Consider the following 19,151-nt stretch of genomic DNA (forward strand, 5'->3'; position numbering starts at 1 on the left):
CGCCCTGCTTTCTGAGGCGGGCCGGAGCGTGTTGGTGGTGGATGAGGGCATCACCGCGCCTGCGGTCCAGCGATATCTCAACCAGGCCACGCTCCCGGACGAGCCATGGACGGAGAGAGTGGAACGGGGTCTTGTCATCACCAAGATCTCCTTAGGCCTTGGCGGCAGGTCCGTCTACCACGCGGTGACCGACGACGTGGCGATCGATTTGGGTGCGATGCCCTTCGACTATGTCCTCCTCAACGCGCGGCCAGGACCCCAGCCGCCGCCCATGCTCATTCATTGCGGCCACGTGGTTGTCTGCTTCACTCTTACCCCTCGCGCGATTGACGAGGCGCTTGCGCTCACCACACTCGCACGGGAGGGCGGAGTCAGCGTTCTGCCGTTGCCGACAAAGGTTGACCTGCAGGGCGGTCCGCTGTTCGAATCCGCTTGGCAGGTTGTCCAGTCGCTGTTCTCCCCGCCTCCTGACATCAGGATTTCTTACAGCCCGGACTATTCCTACTCAGACGCGTTGGCCGCGTTGGTGGAGCCATCTGGAAGTGGTGGGTTGCGGGCTCAGTTCGAACGGCTGGTGGAGGAGCTGACCCATGGGGCGGTCACGACCCTGGACTCGGTGGCGGTTGTACATCAGCCGAACTACGAGGTGTGGGCCGAGTGGCTCGGAGCGTTGATCGGGCGATGGGGTCTTCGGGTGCCCGTGCTGGGTCTTGCCGAGTACCTGGAGATCACACCGGTCGATCTGCGCGCCGGCACTGCGCGCTCGGCGGTACTTCTGCTGGGGCCCGCTGTCCCCGAGTTGGTGCCCCGGCATCAAGCCCCCTCGGGGCGTGGGCTGTTCAGCGTCCTGCTGGAAGCCGACAAGCCTGGGCAATCGTCGTCCGTCGGTACCGTGATCGATCTGCGGGGCCTGGATGAGGCCGGTGCCTTGGCCGAGGTGCAGGAGCGGCTGGGGCTGCCCAGGTCGGCAAGCGCCGTTCGGGCCGAGCAGTGGGCAGCTCGTTATCCCGGCAACCCGGTCTCCGGCAACCTGCCGGAGCGTAACCAGGAGTTCGTCGGCAGGGAAGTCCAGCTCGCCGAGATCAGACGGCTTCTGGATCCCGGCTGGAGTGGCGCCGGAGAATGCCTGGTCTACGGTGAGGAAGCGAGCGGCAAGAGTGAGCTGGTCGTGGAGTTCGCCCATCGGTTCGGGCACGCCTACGACAGCGCTCATTGGATCCACGCCGCCGATGTCTACGACGCTCGTGAGGGTTTACGCCAGTTCGCAGAGATCCTCGATGTGCCGGCCAAAGGCGATGCGGTAGCCGCACTTCTGAGGCATTTAGCATCACCTGAATCCTCGCGATGGCTCCTCATCTTCGACGATGTCGACGACCCCGCAACCTTAGAGGGCCTCATCCCCGCGGGGCGTCATGGACATGTGATCATCACCTCTCGAAAGATCGAGGCATGGGCCGGCCGCTTCGACCGAGGAGTCGAAGCATCCACCATGACCGCGGATGAGGCGGCGCATGTACTCGGTAGTCGGCAGACACCCCTGGGAAGGATCGACGCGGACACAGTCGCGCGAACAGTGGGCCATCGGCCTCTCGCTTTGTCGATGGTCAAAGCGTGGTTCGCCTTGTCGACTGGCGACGACCTGAGTAGGAACCGTTTCGCGACAGTCGTTGAACAATTCCTGTGGACGTACACGCAGGTGGAAAGCGAACTACGCCGTGAGGCCGCCGAGTCGACAGAACACGGCGTCATGGTGGAGATGATGCTGCGCCTGCTCGCCAATCGGCCCCTTGGGGTGAAGGCCCTGTGGCTGCTGGAACTCTGCGGTTTCGCCGCAGCCGACGGGTTGCCGCTCAGGCTCCTGCGTTCCAGCGTCTCCCGGGCCTATGCGGCTGAGGTGCTCCCGCTGGACCATGGCGACGAACTCACCCTGGACGTGATGCTCCGGACAGTCCATCAGCACAGGCTGGCCACGCTACGCTTCGGTCCCACGGGAGCGCTCCGGATGCACCGGGTGACGGCGGCGCTTATCCGTGCGCGGATGAGCAACGAGGCGGTGCTGGAGCGCAGGGGGCAAGTCCTGACCATGCTGGCTTGGTACGCACCTACGGACATCGAAGGTGCCGGAGCCGCGCAATTCGCCGAGTTGGTCAAGCATCTGGAACCGGCCGGCGCCCTCCTGAGTACCGACGAAATGGTCCGGAGCTGGGTCGTCAACCAGGTCCGCTACCAGTATCTTCTCGGGGACCGGAGCTCCTGGTTGCGCGGGCGCGCCATCGGTCTCGCGGCACTCGAACTCTGGTCGGGTCATCAGGCCGACCTGCAGCCGCACCTGCTGAACGATCTGCGCATCCAGCTCGCGAACCTCGCCAGAGCACTGGGTGAGCACGCCACTGCCTTCACCCTCACGCAATTGGCTCTGCAACAGCTCAGCAGCGCAGGCAGCCGCCATCCTCTCCGCTACATCGCCGCACAGGCACATGCGGCCGATCTGCGCGTGCTGGGGGACTTCGATGAGGCCTACCGTTGGGATCAGCTGGCGTACGAGGGCATGCTGGAGACTCTCGGGCCGGAGCATGCCTGGACAGGCAGGCAAATGAACAACCTGGCCCTGTCCCTGGCGCTGAGCGGGCATCCGCACGCCGCGGCCGAACTGGCGGGCATCCGGATCAGAGAGAGGTTGCTCCTGTACGGCGAGGCCGACCCTGCGGTTTGGCGAACCGTGGTGACCGCCGGAGTGCTCCTGCGCGCACTCGGTCGCTACAACGAGGCCTACGACCTGCAACGACGCGGACTGGCTGCCATTGCCAGAAGTCTTGACCGCGCCGGGCGCAGGAGCCTTTTGGCGCTGCGTCTCGCGACGGGAGTGGCGACCTCCGAACGGCTGCTGGGTCGTCCTTACGAGGCCCTGGCCACCGACCTGGAGACCTTTGAGGAACTGCGCGCTCTCGCCGGTGAGGCCAACATCTACACAGTGCTGTGCCGGGCGGGCCTGGCGGCGGATCTCCATGCGCGTGGGGAGTCTATGGGCGCGGTTGTCCACGGCCGTGCGGTCCTCGCGGCACTCGCCGCTCAACGGAGAGAGCATCCCTACACCTATGCGGCAGGCGCGAATCTGGCCTGCTACCTCAGTGCAGTCGGAGACGCCGAGCAGGCGTTCGCCCTGGCGAACGAGTCCTTCAATGGGCTACACGACCAGCTCGGGGCACGCCACCCCTACACGTTGCTCGCCGCGAGCACCTTCGCCAACCAGACGCTCGACGAAGATCCGGCTTCCGCCCTGAACTTGGACCGGATGGTCCACGACAACCTCAATGAGTTGTTCGGTGCCCAGCATCCATGGGTCGTTGCCGCTGCGGCGAATCTGACCGACACCCGTCACCTGCTGGCCCGCAGTCCGCGAGGGGAGCAGGAGAACCGGCACGCGCTAGAGATCGAAATACTCGGTTACTGACACGGAGGACGGTATGGACAGTGTTCGCTCCTCTTTCGCCCCTGTGGGGCACGAAAGGGTCATCGCCATATGTGAGCGGATGCTGTTGGAAGACGATGCCCTACCTTTCATCGCCTATTACGACAGGGGTTTCCCTGCGTTCACCATCAGCAAGGTGTCAATTGATGAGCGGAATCCATGGGAAAAGGCATTTCGCCGATTCGTCTCGGAGACGATCAGATTGGATGCTCCGCTGCGCCCACTTGGAACGGGAAAACTGATTCGCACGGTCATCGAGTTCGAGGACGGTGCGGCATGCTGTCTGCCGATCTTCGCTGAGGAGTATCTCGTCGGTGGCACCAGGGATGCGGTACGAATAGACGAGATGGATATCTCTTTGCGGCGTCTGGCGACCCAGGCCAGAGTCAAAGTCTATCTCCAGCCGGATCAGCTTCCCGGCGGTTACCATGAGGTTGATCCTGGTCAACCCAGGCTCTCCGATCCCGTTCACATCGCCCGCGGCCCAGTTGCCGAGCGCGGCCTGCAAACGCCGTTGACCGAGCTTGCCGCTAAGATGCTGTCGGCGACTGATCTTCAGTATCTTGCGGTGCACCGTGACGGTGATCCCATCTTCAGCGCCGACGTGTACGAGAGTAGCGCGTTGTCGCCCTGGATTGGCGGTCACCTGGCTCCGGAAGGCGCGCGCCAGCAGTATCTCGATCTGGCGGCCGTGATCCGGGTGTCCCTACCTGAGATCACGCATTCGTTGCGTACCTTCACTGATCGCTCTTTGCGCCGGCTTGTGCTCGACGTCGAAGCTGGTGCGATCTACGTCTACCTGCTTCCCCGGCACCGCGTGCTCATCATCGGGGTTACGGTCGCGCAGCCCGCCGTTTACACCGCCGAAGTACGACTTCGGGAGGTCGTACGGCGAGTGGACGAGCTGCTACAGGGGTGACTGGTTCGCAGTCATGATCTTCGGCTCCGCAGTGAGAACAGGGTGGTGGCATGCGAGTCGGCTACGTTCTGGTCCTTCTGGGGTTGTCGCTGTTCGGAATCTTCGCCGGCACCGCTTGGGCTGCCCAGCAACCGGAGATCGGTGACGAGCACGTGATCTACTGCCTGTCGGAAGGCAACAGGGCCGCGCTGGCCGCGGCAGGCGTCGCGCTCCACCCCTCGTTGCGGTCGAGCGACGACCTGATCGGCTCCGGTTCCTCCATGAAGACTCTCGAACAGTGGCGTGCCGCCGACGCCAAGGCGTTCGCCCGGACATGCGCGGCCTTGACCGCCGCGGTGCCTTCCCTGAAGCGCAACGATCTACCCAATCCGCTGTGGGCGCTGTTGTCGGTTCTCCTGCCGGTTTTGACGGGTGGGGTGCTCACTCTTGTGTCATCGGAATGGCGCCACTCCATGAATCTCGGCGCCAAGTATGCCGATGACCTCAGCGACGCTGCCGAGGACTTCGTGCTTGCGGCACGGGTGTACGCACAGGCTCGTACGGATCACGAACTCCCTTCCGCGACGGCGTTCGACACCGCGCATGCCGCGCTCAGCCGTCAGTTGTACCGTGCCGGTCGGGCCAGGCCCGCGTGGCCGGCGATTCGCCGGGCGAGCCGCATTCTCGAGCGATCCTTGTCGCGCGGCGAGGTCGATCGAGGCATTGAGCATGTCCGACCCGAACTCGAGGCTCTCGCGGAAACGCTCGCGCTGACGGATGCCGCGTTCAGGAGGCCGTGGGCCCCCTTCAGGAGGATGCCCTGATGGTAGTCGGGCGTACTCCGCTTCCGGGGCCGCTGTCAGGTCCGCTCCTGATGTTCGACAAATGGGAAGATCACTTCGGCTTCTTCGCCTTCATAGACGGGATGCGGGAGGGCTATGACGAGTTCGAGCGTTTCGCCTTCCCAGAACGCATTTTCGATGAGGGGCACCTCTTCCTGGTCGGCGGGCCGGGCGGTGTAGGCAAGAGCACATTCCTCGCACGCTGCGGGCGCCTGCTGCAGAGCAAGATTGACCGTGTCTACGTCTTCGACTTCGGTCAGGCGCCCTTCAACGACGGCCGTGACTTTGAAGACATGGCGAAGCAGGTCATCCGCCGGATGGCCGATGTTCTGGAAAGTGGCACACATCTGCATGAGGAGGACGTCAGCCGCCTGCGGGCAGTAGAGCGGGATCCTGATGAGGCCCATCGGCTACTGGCCCAGGTGCTGAAGAAAGGCGAGTCTGTAGCAGTTGTGATCCTGCCCCAGCGGATTCCGCTTTCGTGGGTCCACCGCTGCCACGAACTCGTCAGGCCGCGCATGGTATTCCTGGCCGAGACCGGCGAGATCGACATCGAGAAGGTGAGCCGCCGTTTCGGCCGGCTGCCCGAACGGCGGACGAAGGTGATCGCGCTCGGCCCGATCACGGACAAGGATCGTGATATTCCTCGGCTAATCGAGCCCAGGTTGAAAGAGCTGTCAGGCGAGGAAATTGCCCTGGTTGCGAGCAGGCTGATGGTGCCCTTCGGTTCTGCCGCGGAAGCCGTGGCGGAACTTGCCCATCTCATCGAATCTTGTGGTGTCGGTGAGATCACGGAATCGAAGCTGTCGCAGTATCTCCTGGAGAGCCGGCAGCGGTTGCTCGAAAGGTTCGCCCGGACGAGAATCTCGGAGGAGTAGGAACTCAGCCATGGACGAAGCGCCGGAACTTCCCGTCACCTACACCTTGAGGTTGAGCGACGAGGCGGACCCCACCGAGGTGACCGTGGTGACCCCGACCTTCCGCCGTGCGTTCAACTACATCGACGCCTATCTCGCGACGGGAGAAGGCGAGGTCGGTGAGTCCGGACGTGCGCTCGCCATTATGGGGGAGCTCGGTGTCGGCAAGACCCACCTGTCCCGTTCGCTGCTGGAGTACATCCACCAGGGCAACGAGGACACGATCATTCTGCGTCTGGACACGCCGCATGCGGGCATGGGCGTGCTTTTCAGGCATGTTCTGGCGGAGCAGTTCGGGAAAGCTCGATTGCATGACCTGATCATTGACTACTACGCCCGCGTGACCGTTGCCGAACTGTCGATGCATGACACGGACGAGGAATTCGCCCGATCTCTTCGCGATGGTCTGCTGGCGCACACCATCGATCCTCGCAAGGTTGTCGAACACTTTCACCTTGCAAAGAGCGCGCTGCTTGGTGAGTTGCGCCGCCGCCTGCTCCACCTGCCCGAACACTCTCCCTACGCCACCGCGTTGGCCCTAATGGTCATGGACGACCATGTCGACGCGGTCTGGGAATGGCTCACCGGCGGGCCCGTGACCCCCGAGTTGCATGAACGCGGCGTCACCCGCCGGCTCTCTACAGTCGACGACGCCTATCATGCCCTGTCCGTGTTGGCGTTCCTCAGCGGGCGGATGGACCGTCGTCTGGTTCTGGTCATTGACGAATTCGAGAAGCTGCTGGGTGAGCCCGGTCCGTGGCGGCAGGATTCGGTCAATGCCTTCGATGAGTTGGTGCAGGTTTTCATTGACACCAACAGCATGCTCATCTTCTCCGGTATGTCGGAAAGCCTGAGCAAGTTGCCGCGCGGGCTCCTGCAGCGGACGCGGGTGCTCACCCCCACGCCCTTTTCGCCGGGCGAGGCCGTACAACTTCTTGCCAAGCGAGGGCGCTCCGTCGGACTTCCGGTGGCCGAGGCGCTGTGTGCCATGTCGGAGGGAAACCCGCGCGAGGCACTGTCCCTGTATCGGAAGGCGGAGGCGATCATAGCGAGTCGTGGCGGCAGTGTAGTCACCCCGGCCTTGCTGAGGGACGCGGCCCGGCAGAGATACGAAGTGCCGGATCAGCAGGTGACAACCGCTACCCGGCGCATCATCCAAGAGGGGGGCATGGATTTCCGGACTGACGTGGCCCTGACCGGCGACAGCGATCCCATCGACTTCTGGATCCCTTATGGGGACGGGCGGGCGGCCGTAGCAGTGGTGATTACCAGGTCTCTCCTCCAAGAGAGTGAAGACTTGTTCCTCCGGCAACGAATCGCCGCCGCCCAGGCCACTGCCAGCCCCTGTGAGATCATCGTCGTCATCAACGGAACCCTTACGTGGGATCTGCGAGGACAGGTGTCCCGGCTGATTGGCCGCCAGCCGCTCCTGTTCGATGTCCACGACTTCGCCAGGAACTTCCGTGACCTGGTGGATGCCTGCATCAAGCGGCTTGGGGACTCAGCGGAAGTCGGCACCGTCAGTGAGTTGAGGGGCAGGCTCGATCGGCTGAGCCGGCAGCAGAGCGCCACGCAGAATCTTCTGGACACGTTGCTGACCGGCGTCGCTGCCCTGCGTGCGACGAGCGTGCCCAGCAGTGGCGTGGAGCCGGACCTCGTACGGCTGCCATCTGCGCTGAGCGAGCAGTTCGCTATCGCGGAGGCCACCGCCGCCGCTTCCGAGGACCTCGGGACAATACTGAAAGAATTGTTCGACAGCGCGGTTGGTACGGAGACCAGAAGGCGGGCACGACAGCGGCTCGCTTCACTCGATGTGGTCGAATTGGTGGGCGCCGCTGCCGTGTGGCGGCAACTCATCGATGCCTTCAAGGTTCGAGTGGCCCTGTTCATGGAGCGTCTCGGGTCCAGACCGCTCGACACCGCGGCGGAGGAGGAACTCCGCGCCATATGCAGGACCTACGACGTGACCGTGCAGACCCTGCTTCCCGCCATTCGTGAGACTAGGAAGCCAGATCGGCAGAGTGCTGACACCCGTGACACGAGTCTGGGTGAGCTGGGACAGCGAATCCTGTATCTGGTCAAAGCCGGGCTGCCGCAGTGAGGCTGTGGGCTCTGCCTTCCGAACGCCACAGCGCTAGCCGAACCGGTAGGCGGGTAGCGGGGGTAGTGCGGTCAGTTTCCGGTACAGGGGAGTGGGGCCGGGCCAGTTGTTGGTGACGCGGCCCTCGCTGGTCTTGTACCAGCTCCGGCAGCCGTTCCCCCACACCATGCGGGCCATGGCCACGTCCAGTTGCCTGCTCCACGCCGCCATCGCCTCCGCTCTGACCTCCATCGGTCCCCGGTCCGCGAGGTACGGCAGGCAGTTCATGATGTGGTTCACCTGGCATTCGATCATGAAGATGATCGAGTTGTGGCCCAGGTTGGTGTTGGGGCCGTACAGCAGGAACAGGTTCGGGAAGTCCGGCACCGAGATGCCCAGGTACGCCTCCGCCCCCTGCTTCCACCGCTCGTCCAGCCGTTGCCCGCCGCGGCCCGTGAACGCGATCGGCGCCAGGAACTCGGTGCTCCTGAACCCCGTCCCGTAGATGATGGTGTCCGCCTCGCGCAGTCCCCGTGTGGTCTCGACCCCCTCGGCGGTGATGCGGACGATCCGGTCGGTCACCACGTCCACGTTGGGCCGGGTGAGCGCGGGATAGAACTTGCTGTCGATGACCACCCGCTTGCAGCCCGGCGGGTAGTCGGGCGTGAGCTTGGCGCGCAGCCCGGGGTCGGCCACCTGCGCGCGCAGGTGGCCGAGGGCCCGGTTCCTGAGCAGCCCCTCGCTCCACCCGCGGGCCAGCGCCGGGTAGAGCGTCCCCTCGGCGTAGCGGTAGATCCATTCGCGGTACGCGCGCTGTAACCCGGGCACGAAGTGCAGCGCCAGCCGGGTCAGCGGTCCGAAGGCGGCGTCGGGTTTGGGGATGACCCAGTTCGGCGTGCGCTGGAACACGTCCAGGTGCCCGGCCCGTCCCGCCACCGGCGGGATGAACTGCGCGGCCGACGACCCGGTGCCGATGACGGCCACCCGGCGGCCGCTGAGGTCGTGGTCGTGGTTCCAGCGGGCGGAGTGGAAGGAGACGCCCTCGAAGTCCGCCATGCCGGGGATGTCGGGCACCAAGGGCCGATTCAGCTGCCCGACCCCGGCCACCACGACCTCGAACTCCTCGATCCGCACACCTCCCACCCCGAGCACCGGCCGGTCATCCCGAGGTCCGTCGTTCCCGGGTGTGTCAGCCCGTGGACCGTCGTTCCCGGGGATGCCGGCCTCCGGGTCGTCGGGCGGGCTGGTTCTGGTGGGGGCGGCGGCCGTACCGGAGGGGCGGGTGGTGAGGTGCCAGTGGTCGCCGTCGAAGACCGCCGCCGAGACCTCGGTGTGAAAGCGGATTTTCCCCCTGACGCCGTATTTGTCGGCGCAATGGGTGAGATAGCCAAGAATCTCGGGCTGGCCGGGGTAGCGGCGGGTCCACGAGGCGTACTTCTCGAAGGAGAAGGAGTACAGATGGGAGGGGATGTCGCAGCCCGCGCCCGGATAGCTGTTGTCGCGCCACGTGCCGCCGACCTCGCCGGCCTTCTCGAACACGGTGTAAGAAGTGATGCCCGCGCGTTCGAGCTGGATCGCCATGCAGAGCCCACCGAATCCCGCACCGATGATCGCGATCCTAGGTGACATAACGCCCTCCGCGTCAGGATCCACTTACATTACGCCGAACCCTGTTCGGACGACACCCCCGACACAACACGCCTGACGCATCGGTCCGGGCCGGTAGTCTGCGCAGCGTGACGCTGGCAGAAGTGATCGGAACGCTCGAAACGGCCTACCCGCCCGCCACCGCCGAATCCTGGGACGCGGTCGGCCTGGTCTGCGGCGACCCCGCGCTTGAGGTGCGGAAAGTCCTGTTCGCGGTGGATCCGGTGGCGGTGGTCGCGGAGGAGGCCATCGCGTGGGGAGCCGACCTGATCGTCACCCACCACCCTCTCTACCTGCGCGGCACCACGAGCGTCGCCGTCACCACCCCCAAGGGTCGCCTGCTCCATACCCTCATCAAGCGCGACATAGCCCTCTACACCGCTCACACCAATGCCGACGTCGCCAACCCTGGCGTATCCGACGCGCTGGCCCGAGCCGTGGGCCTGACCGGCGACCTCGTGCCGCTGCGTCCCCTCCCCGACGACCCCTGGCGCGGCCTGGGCCGGATCGGCACGCTGCCGTCCCCCGTCACGCTGGGCGACTTCGCCGAGCGGGCGGCCGAGGGCCTGCCCCAGACGTCCTGGGGAATCCGGGTGGCGGGGGATCTGTCCCGTCCGGTCGCGCGCGTCGCCGTCAGCGGGGGCGCGGGCGACTCCCTCCTCGGTACGGCCCGCGCCGCCGGGGCCGACGTCTTCCTGACCGCCGATCTTCGGCACCACCCGGCCAGCGAGTTCATGGAGGCCGACGGCCCGGCGCTCATCGACGCCGCCCACTGGGCCACCGAATGGCCGTGGCTGGACAGCGCCGCGTCCATCCTGGCCTCGAGTGGCGTTAACGTTGAGACGCGCGTCTCCGCCACGGTCACCGATGCTTGGACAAGAGGATATTGATCATGAAAGCAGCCCCTGAAGCACAGAAGCGACTGCTCGACCTGGCAGAGCTCGACTCCGCGGCCGACCGGCTGGCCCACCGCCGCCGTACCCTGCCCGAGCTGGCCGAGATCGAAGAGCAGACCAAGCGGTTCGCCAAGCTCTCGACCGAGGTGATCGAGGCCGAGACCGAGGCGGGCGACCTCGCGCGCGAGCAGAACAAGGCCGAGGCGGACGTCGACACCGTGCGCACCCGGTCGGAACGCGACCAGAAGCGCCTCGACTCCGGCGCCGTGACCTCCCCCAAGGACCTGGCCAGCCTGCAGTCCGAGATCACCTCGTTGCACCGCCGCCAGGGTGACCTGGAAGAGGTCGTCCTGGAGATCATGGAACGCCGTGAGGCCGCCGACGCCAAGGCCGTCGACCTGGTCGCCCAGCGCGACGCCCTCGCCTCCACCAGGGCCGTCGCCGAGGACCGCCGCGACGCCGCGCTCGGCGAGATCGACAAGGACGCCGCCGACGTGCAGCAGCGCCGCGGTGACGTCGTCGCGGACATCCCCGCCGACCTGATGACCCTCTACACCAAGCTCAAGGGTCAGTACGGCGTCGCCGCCGCCATGCTCTACCGGGGCCAGTGCCAGGGCTGCAAGGTGTCGCTGTCCATCGCCGAGATGAACCGCATCAAGGCCGCGCCCCACGACGAGGTCCTGCGCTGCGACGAGTGCCGCAGGATCCTGGTCCGCACGCCAGAGTCGGGCCTGTGACCTCGTACATCATCGAGGCCGACGGCGGCTCACGGGGCAACCCGGGCCCCGCGGGCTACGGCGCCGTCGTCCTCGACGCCGCCGACCGGCAGGTGCTGGCCGAGACCGCCGAGGCGATCGGCGTCGCCACCAACAACGTGGCCGAGTACCGCGGCCTGATCGCCGGCCTCACCGAGGTGCTGCGGCTGGGCGGCGAGGGCGCCGCGGTGGCGGTGCGCATGGACTCCAAGCTGGTCGTCGAGCAGATGGCCGGAAGCTGGAAGATCAAGAACGAGGGGTTGCGCCCGCTCGCCCTGGAGGCCAACCGGCTGGCCGGGCGGCTGCGGGTGACCGAGTGGACCTGGATCCCCCGGGAACGCAACAAACACGCCGACCGCCTGGCCAACGAGGCCATGGACGCCGCCGCCAAGGGCCTCCCGTGGCAACCGGGCGACCAGCCCGGCCCCGATTCCCCAGCCCACGCAGACCACGGCGAAACCGGCAACTCAGGCGACCTACCCGCAGCCCCCGCCGACCGGCGTGAATCCGGCAAGCCGGGCACCGGTAGCGGATCCGGTGGGCCGGGTATCGGGGGCGGGGCCCGTGAACCGGGCGCGTCCGATGCCGGGCGAGGGGTTGCCGGGCAGGCGTCGGGCGAGGCCGGGCAGACGGAGCTCTTCGTGGACGGCGGTGCGCCGGCCCGAGCGGCGGCGCGCAAGACGCCGGCTCCCGGCGCGGACCTGTCGGCGCCCTCCGCCTCCACCGCCGCGCGGCAGACCAGGGCCAAGGGGTCGGGCTGGGGTGATGCCACCCGCGTCGCCACCTCCCTGCTGTTGCTGCGGCACGGCGAGACCCCTCTGTCGGTGGAGCGGCGCTTCTCCGGGCTGGGGGACGCCGAGCTCACCGCCAACGGCCTGGCCCAGGCGGCGGCGGCCGCGGAGAGGTTGTCGCGGGAGCCGTACCGGCTGGATGTGATTGTGAGCTCGCCACTCAAGCGCGCCCGGCAGACCGCGGAGGCGGTCGCGGCCCGCGCGGGGCTCGGCGTGGAGGTGGACGAAGACCTCAGGGAGACCGATTTCGGGGCGTGGGAGGGGCACACGTTCACCGAGATTCAACGGCGCTGGCCGGAGGAACTGGCCGCGTGGCTGGCCGAGCCCTCGGTGGCGCCCCCGGACGGCGAGAGCTTCGCCGAGGCCGCCCGCCGGGTGCAGCGCGTCAGGGATCGCCTGGTCGAGCAGCATCTGGGCAAGACGGTCCTGGTCGTGTCGCACGTGACGCCGATCAAGATGCTGCTGCGGTTCGCGCTGATGGCGCCGCCGGCGGCGTTGTACCGGATGCATCTCGACCTGGCCTGCCTGAGCCTGGTCGACTATTACGCGGACGGCAACGCCGTGGTGAAGGCGTTCAACGACACCGCGCACCTGCGCTGAATCCCCGGTGGCCCAGGAGTGATAACCTCGCTGCCAGACGAGCCGGCCGGGCGGCCGCGTCGGGCCCGCGAGGGTCCGCCGAGGAAGGTCCGGGCTCCACAGGGCAGGGTGGTCGGTAACGCCGACCCGGGGTGACCCGCGGGACAGTGCCACAGAGAACAGACCGCCTCCCCTTTTCGGGGAGGTAAGGGTGAAACGGTGGTGTAAGAGACCACCAGCGCCCACGGTGACGTGGGCGGCTCGGTAAACCCCACCTGGAGCAAGGTCAAGAAGGGCGTCTCGCGAGAGGCGCCCGCGCACGGCGTTCGAGGGCTGCCCGCCCGAGCCGCGCGGGTAGACCGCTTGAGGCCGCCGGCAACGGCGGCCCTAGATGGATGGTCGCCCCCTCACCAGAGGGACAGAACCCGGCCTACAGGCCGGCTCGTCACCATAGTCTGGCTGGAACGTTCCCCTTTTCGTGGCTACGGTCCGCATATGGCCGACCGGCGGCAGCACGTGAAGGGGCACTACCGGCGACGCCCTGGAGGCGGCCGGACCTGGGTACGACCGCACCTTCGCATGGGGCGGGTCGCCGGGACCTCGGTGGGGGTCCTCGTCCTGCTGCTGGGCCTCTGGCTGGCGGCCGGTGCGATGGGAAGCGGTCCGGAACCGGCGCCGCGCCCGCCTCTGCCCGCGAGCGGACCGCCCCCACCCGCCCCGCCGGCCGAACCTCCGCCGCCGGAGCCGCCGCCGGACCCGCCCACTGAGGCGCCCCCTCCGGATCCGCCCACGGGTGGATAAGGCCTGGCCGGGACTCGGTTAACCTGAGGCACATGATTCGACCCGCGACCCCCGACGACGTCTCCGAGATCCTGGCCATGGTCGCCGAGCTGGCCGACTACGAGAAGGTGCCCCACGAGGCCAGGGCGACCGAGGCGCAGTTGCGTACGGCCCTGTTCGGGGGACAGCCCGCCGCCTTCGCGCACGTGGCCGAGCACGATGGGCGGCTCGCCGGGTTCGCGTTGTGGTTTCTGAGCTTCTCGACGTGGCGTGGCGTACACGGGATCTATCTCGAGGATCTCTACGTGCGGCCGCAGCACCGAGGCGGCGGGTACGGCAGGGCGTTGCTGGCCGAACTGGCCAAGATCTGCGTGGACCGGGGCTACCAGCGCCTGGAATGGTCGGTGCTCGACTGGAACGCCCCCGCCATCGGCTTCTACAAGAAGCTCGGCGCGATCCCCATGGACGAGTGGACCGTCTACCGCCTCACCGACGAGCCGTTGCGGGCCTTGGCGGAGTGAGAGGCGGAGGCATCGGCAACCCCGCCCCTCACTCACGTCCCTGGGAGTCGGGACGCTCTCCACGCTAGAACCGGCGAATGGCCCCGTCTGCGGAAGATTACGCAGAACGGGCGGCCCAGGCGGCCAGGATGGCCTGCTCCTTCTCGGGCGCCATGCCGTGCTTGTGCTTCTTGCCGTAGACCCGCTCGTCCTCGGGGATCTGCCGCAGCCACTCCCAGGTGTCGCGCACGGTGTCGGCCACGGGACGGCAGCGCAGCCCCGCCGCCTCGGCTTTGCCGGTGGAGACGGTCCAGAAGTTGGCCATGTCGGGCTGGGCGGGAGCCCACAGCGGAAGCTCCATCCACACGCCGGCCTCGTGCTCGATCAGGAAGTCATCGGCGACCCACACGAACTCCGCGTCCGACCCGGTCTCCCGCCTGCACATCTCCAGCCACCCGCCGTAGGTGGCGTTGCCCTCCGGCCCGGTGACGATGAACCGGTCGGCCACGCCCTTCTCGGCCTGGTCCAGCGTGAAGACGGCGATGTCGCGGGCGTCGATGAGCTGCATGGGCTGCGCCGGGTCGCCGGGGGCCAGCACCTTCCCGCCCTTCGAGATCCTGGTCAGCCACCACGGCAGCCGGGCGACGTTCTCGTAGGGGCCGAGGATGAGGCCGGGCTGGATGATCAGGGCGTTGCCCGCGAAGCCCTGCTCGACGGCGCGCTCGCAGCCCGCCTTGAGCACGCCGTAGTCACCGGCGTCGGGACCGGCGTCCGGCGCGCAGTCCCAGAGCGGGCTGTCCTCCGAGGTCTGCTCGGCGGGAAAGTTCTTGAAGGCCGAGATGGTGGAGATGAAGGCGTACGTCGCCGCCCGCCCGGACAGCACCCGCACCGCCTCGCCCACCACCTTCGGCACATAGCCGGAGGAGTCGACCACCAGATCCCAGGTGCGCCCGTCGACCAGCCGCTCCAGGTCCGCGGTGACCTCGCGGTCCCCGTGCACCGCCTCGACACCGGACAGGTCGGGCCCGCTCCGACCTCTGTTGAACGTCGTGACCTCATGTCCTCGGTCGAGCGCTTCCTGCACGATCGCGCGGCCGAGGAACGCGGAACCTCCGATGACCAGAACTCTCATAACTGCATTCTTCGCGTACGGCCCGCCAAATCCGTCACGTCTTCACCGAGAGCGTAGAAGGCAGCTGCGGCAGCATGTGCACCCGGGCCGACCCGATGTCGAAGTAGAGCCCGACCAGCTCCAGCTCCCCGGCCCTCACCTGCTCGTCCACCCGCCGGTACGTGCGCAGGTTGAGCAACTGCTGCTGCACGTTGACCCGGCACAGCCGATCCAGCGGCCCGCTGTCGCTCCCGTCGCCGTCGGTTTCGATGAACCGGGCCAGGCTGTGGTTGCCGTGCCGCAGCCAGCGCCGCAGCCCCGGCAGGCTGCCCGCCTGAACACCGCCGCTGAGCAGCCCGGTCATCGCCCCGCAGCCCGAGTGCCCGCACACCGTGATCGTGCGCACCCCCAGCACCTGGGTGGCGAACTCGATCGCGGCCACGACCGAGTCGTCGTGCGGCTCACTGCCGCGCCGGGGCACGAGATTGCCGATGTTGCGCACGGTGAACAGGTCGCCGGGCCCGCTCGCGGTGATCAGGCTCGGCATCACCCGCGAGTCGGCGCAGGTGATGAACAGGTGCGAGGGCGTCTGCCGGCGGGCCAGCTCGGTGAAGATGGGACGGACCAGCGGAGCCGTACGGCGATGGAACTCACGCGCGCCCGCGGTCAGCTGGCACTCGACCTCGACCGGTCCGACCTGCTGCGGCACCAGCGACGGCCGGACGGTGCGCCGTCTGCGGTGCGCCCACGGCAGCCACCAGCGGTCCGGCGCCCGCGGCGGGGTCTTGGCGGGGAACATGCGCGAGCCCGAGGCCGCCATCGCGTACCACTCGTCGTGGATGTCGTCGATGTCCACGTGGCCGCCCAGCCGCTCGTGGTCCACCCGCCACGAGTGGATCGCCTCGAACGCGGCATTGTCCATGAAGTCGATGTTGAGGTCGAGGTCGACGGTGGCGCCCTCGGGAATCGAGCGCAGCTCCTGGGTCAGCCGGGGCACGCCGAGGAAGGTGAGCGAGCCGGAGATCGTCGCGTGGTAGTGGCCGTCCTCCTCCGGGCGTACGTTCACCGTCACCCAGGTCAGCCGGCGCAGGGCCAGCAGCGCGGCCAGGCCCAGCCCGGCCACCACGCCCTCGGCCAGCCCGAGCACGACGACGCCGACCAGGGTCACGATGTAGACGGGCACCTCGCCGTGGCCGTGCACCTTCCTGACGTGGCCCAGGTTGACCATCTGCACGCCGATGAAGACCAGCAGCGCGGCCAGCGCCTCCATCGGGATCAGCTGGATCGACCAGCCGAAGCCCAGCGCGAACAGCAGCATCCAGACGCCGTGCAGCACCGCCGACCAGCGGCTGCGCGCGCCCGCCTTGACGTTGGCGGTGCTGCGCACGATCGCCCCCGCCACCGGCACCCCGCCGAGCGCCCCGGTCACCATGTTGGCCACGCCCTGGCCGGTCAGCTCGGTGTCGAGGTCGGCGCGCGGGCCCTTGTGCGTGCCGTCGACCGCGACCGAGCACAGCAGCGACTCCACGCTGGCCAGCAGCGCGACGAGAAGCACCGCGACGACGATACGGTGCCCGTCGCCCTGCGGCAGCACAGGGAAGGCCCAGTCGGTGAAGCTGCCGGACAGGTCGACCCGGGTCACGTTCCAGCCGAACGCCCACGCCGTCACCGCGGCGGCCAGCAGCGCGGCCAGCGGCGCCGGCACGGCCCTGACCGGTTTCGGAAGCTTCGACCAGATCGCCAGCACCGCGATCGTCAGCACGCCGACCGCGAAGCCGTGGTCGTGATGGGCGGCGATCTGCGCGGGCAACTCGATGAGGTTGGCGACGGCCGAGGTCTGCGGGCTGCCGCCGAGCACGACGTGCAGCTGCGACAGGGCGATGACCACGCCCACCCCGGCCAGCGTGCCGTGGATGACCGCGGGGGAGACCGCCAGGGTGGCCCGTGCCGCGCGGAAGAGGCCGAGGACGATCTGCACGGCGCCGGCCAGCAGGGTGATCATGCAGGTGGCGCGCCAGCCGTACGTGTGGACCAGGTCCACCACGACGAGCGACAGACCGGCGGCGGGCCCGCTCACCTGTACGGCGGAGCCGCCCAGCGCGCCCGCCACGATGCCGCCCACCACGCCCGAGATCAGGCCCGCGGCGAGCGGCGCCCCGGAGGCCATGGCGATGCCCAAGGACAGGGGCACCGCGACGAGGAACACCACCAGCGAGGCGGGCAGGTCGTATCGGAGCGTGCGGATCACGCTACTCTGTGTGTCCCTGATCATGCGAGCAACTCTAGTGCCCTACTGACCAGGGATTACGCCTTACTCGGGCTTTTGATGATCACCGGTAGTAGTCGGGATAGTCCTGCTGCTCGGGTGCCCGGCGGCGGCCGCCCTGGCGGGCCGGCTGCTGCTCCTGGCCGTTGCTGGGGTACATCTCGCCGTAGCTCGGCCAGCCGGGGCCGCCCGCGGGCGGCTCGGGCCAGGCGGCGCCGGGAGCGGCGGCGTTGGCCGGGGCGTAGTCGCCCGTCTCGTAGGCGGGGTAGGGGGCGGGCTGCGGCGCGGGGTGGGCGGTGGGCGCGGCCAGCACGTCGTCGTAGGCGGAGACCGCGCGGGCGGGCGCCGTGGGGGTGCCGGAAGCGGGTGTGGGGCCGGTGACCTCGCTGTCATCGGCGACGGCCCAGCCGGCGCGGACCTCGTAGGAGTTCGGGAAGTCGTTGGCGGGCGGAGCGGCGTACGCGCCCTCGAAGGCCGGCCAGGAGTCCGCCGGGCCTGGCGTCACGGGCGTCGGGTCGTCGAGCACGTCGCGCACCGGCGTCGCCGGCCACGAGCCGGAGGCGGTGGGGGTCGGCGAGACCGGGCTCTGCCACGTCTCGGCGTTGTTGACGTAGGCGGGGAAGGGGTCGCTGGTGGGCGCGCCGTGCAGGGAGCCGTTGGGGATCGCGGTGAATGAGCCGCTGTTGGTGGGGGTGAACGACGGCGAGGGCGGCGGGGTGGCCGGGGCCGCGGGGAAGGCGCCGCTGTTGCGCGCGGGTTCCTGGCGGGCGGGCTCCTGGCGGGGCGGCGGCGGCACCGGCTGGGCGCCGGCGCCCAGGATGCTCATCACGTCCGAGGTCGGGGCGGCGAAGGTCACGGTGCGCTGGTCGGACAGGTCGGCGGCGGAAGGGGCGGGAGTGGGCGCGGGCGCCTTCTTGGCTCGCCGCGACGGGCGCGTGGGCGGGGCGGGGGCCTCGCTCGGGACCGCTTCCATGTGCTGCGTGGGCTCGACCAGGTCGGCCAGGTTCGCCTTGGCCGCCGCGGGGGCGGGTGTGGGGGTGCGCTGCGGCAGCGGCTGCTGGACGGTGGCGGCGTTGGGGTCGGGTTCCGCGGCGGCGCTCACCGGCTGCTCCGGCTTCACCGGGCGCGGGGCGCCCATCGGACGGTCGACGTTCACCGGGCGGGAGGCGCCCTTGCGGGCCGCGACCGTGCCGCCGGCGCCGAAGCCGCCCTCTTCCGCATCGCTGCGGATGTTCGCCCAGAACTCCTCGTCCTCGTCATCGGAGCTCGGGTTGCCCCACTCGTCGACGCCGCGTTTGCCACGCTGGCCGGTGCGTACCGGCCGGGGCTGCCGTACCTCGTCGATCGGGCTGAAGTCCGGGCTGAAGTTGTTCATCCGGGGCTCGTGCGCCGCGAACTCGTCGGTCGAACGCGCTGTCCTCATCTCTTCCCGGTCGGCCATCTCCTTCAGCCGCTCCGGAGGCAGGGAACTCTCCCTCTTGTTCATCGAACGCATGCCCAGTGCCACGACGACGAGCACGAGGAGCACGACAGCGACCAAGCTGACTACGACCGCGATCATTGCACCACCCTCAAAGCCATGGCCTCCCAGTGGCGCCGGTGAGATCGCGCGGCCATCGA

13 protein-coding genes and 1 other RNA gene are annotated in these 19,151 nt (G+C 68.2%); 10 read left to right on the plus strand and 4 right to left on the minus strand.

Translation table 11 applies throughout. The annotated features are described in order from the left end of the window. Positions 1-37 precede the first annotated feature (37 nt). The 5 genes from fxsT to ACIBI5_RS02220 are packed head-to-tail and all read left to right on the plus strand — an operon-like array spanning position 38 to position 8,227. On the plus strand, positions 38-3,451 hold the full coding sequence (gene fxsT / locus ACIBI5_RS02200) for an FxSxx-COOH system tetratricopeptide repeat protein (protein ID WP_397242283.1): 3,414 nt from the start codon (positions 38-40) through the stop codon (positions 3,449-3,451). Between the two features lie 13 nt (positions 3,452-3,464). Then, on the plus strand, positions 3,465-4,388 hold the full coding sequence (locus tag ACIBI5_RS02205) for a hypothetical protein (RefSeq protein ID WP_397242285.1): 924 nt from the start codon (positions 3,465-3,467) through the stop codon (positions 4,386-4,388). A gap of 50 nt (positions 4,389-4,438) precedes the next feature. Next, complete coding sequence (locus ACIBI5_RS02210; protein ID WP_397242287.1) at positions 4,439-5,191, plus strand: hypothetical protein; 753 nt, start codon at positions 4,439-4,441, stop codon at positions 5,189-5,191. Positions 5,192-5,241: 50 nt separating this feature from the next. Further along, the gene (locus ACIBI5_RS02215; protein ID WP_397242289.1) at positions 5,242-6,087 is read left to right on the plus strand and encodes a hypothetical protein; all 846 of its coding nucleotides are present in this window, start codon (positions 5,242-5,244) and stop codon (positions 6,085-6,087) included. 10 nt (positions 6,088-6,097) lie between these two features. Further along, complete coding sequence (locus ACIBI5_RS02220) at positions 6,098-8,227, plus strand: hypothetical protein (protein ID WP_397242291.1); 2,130 nt, start codon at positions 6,098-6,100, stop codon at positions 8,225-8,227. A 33-nt stretch (positions 8,228-8,260) separates the two neighbouring features. Here the strand turns inward: ACIBI5_RS02220 and ACIBI5_RS02225 are convergent, their stop codons facing one another. After that, positions 8,261-9,835: a flavin-containing monooxygenase gene (locus ACIBI5_RS02225; protein ID WP_397242293.1), complete on the minus strand. Its 1,575-nt coding sequence runs from the start codon at positions 9,833-9,835 to the stop codon at positions 8,261-8,263. 107 nt (positions 9,836-9,942) lie between these two features. Between ACIBI5_RS02225 and ACIBI5_RS02230 the strand changes: the two genes are divergently transcribed. The 5 genes from ACIBI5_RS02230 to ACIBI5_RS02250 all read left to right on the plus strand — a co-directional run bounded on the left by ACIBI5_RS02230 (position 9,943) and on the right by ACIBI5_RS02250 (position 14,175). Continuing rightward, the gene (locus ACIBI5_RS02230; RefSeq protein WP_397242295.1) at positions 9,943-10,743 is read left to right on the plus strand and encodes a Nif3-like dinuclear metal center hexameric protein; all 801 of its coding nucleotides are present in this window, start codon (positions 9,943-9,945) and stop codon (positions 10,741-10,743) included. 2 nt (positions 10,744-10,745) lie between these two features. Continuing rightward, positions 10,746-11,486: a zinc ribbon domain-containing protein gene (locus tag ACIBI5_RS02235; RefSeq protein ID WP_397242297.1), complete on the plus strand. Its 741-nt coding sequence runs from the start codon at positions 10,746-10,748 to the stop codon at positions 11,484-11,486. Next, positions 11,483-12,895 carry a histidine phosphatase family protein gene (locus ACIBI5_RS02240; protein WP_397242299.1) on the plus strand — a complete coding sequence of 471 codons (1,413 nt, stop codon included), beginning with the start codon at positions 11,483-11,485 and terminating at the stop codon, positions 12,893-12,895. Before ACIBI5_RS02235 ends, ACIBI5_RS02240 begins: the two co-directional genes overlap by 4 nt. A 38-nt stretch (positions 12,896-12,933) precedes the next feature. Beyond that, positions 12,934-13,323, plus strand: an RNA gene (gene rnpB / locus ACIBI5_RS02245) — RNase P RNA component class A. 384 nt (positions 13,324-13,707) lie between these two features. Continuing rightward, positions 13,708-14,175, plus strand: a complete 468-nt coding sequence (locus ACIBI5_RS02250) for a GNAT family N-acetyltransferase (protein WP_397242301.1) — start codon at positions 13,708-13,710, stop codon at positions 14,173-14,175. Positions 14,176-14,272: 97 nt separating this feature from the next. Here the strand turns inward: ACIBI5_RS02250 and ACIBI5_RS02255 are convergent, their stop codons facing one another. From ACIBI5_RS02255 to ACIBI5_RS02265, 3 genes are read right to left on the minus strand one after another with little or no spacing between them, the layout of a single operon-like run. Next, positions 14,273-15,286: an NAD-dependent epimerase/dehydratase family protein gene (locus ACIBI5_RS02255; protein ID WP_397242303.1), complete on the minus strand. Its 1,014-nt coding sequence runs from the start codon at positions 15,284-15,286 to the stop codon at positions 14,273-14,275. 34 nt (positions 15,287-15,320) lie between these two features. Continuing rightward, positions 15,321-17,537 carry a SulP family inorganic anion transporter gene (locus tag ACIBI5_RS02260; RefSeq protein ID WP_397242305.1) on the minus strand — a complete coding sequence of 739 codons (2,217 nt, stop codon included), beginning with the start codon at positions 17,535-17,537 and terminating at the stop codon, positions 15,321-15,323. A 58-nt stretch (positions 17,538-17,595) separates the two neighbouring features. After that, complete coding sequence (locus tag ACIBI5_RS02265; RefSeq protein WP_397242307.1) at positions 17,596-19,092, minus strand: hypothetical protein; 1,497 nt, start codon at positions 19,090-19,092, stop codon at positions 17,596-17,598. Between the last annotated feature and the right edge of the window lie 59 nt (positions 19,093-19,151).

It is taken from the genome of Nonomuraea sp. NPDC050540, from assembly GCF_044457485.1.
Taxonomy (GTDB): domain Bacteria; phylum Actinomycetota; class Actinomycetes; order Streptosporangiales; family Streptosporangiaceae; genus Nonomuraea.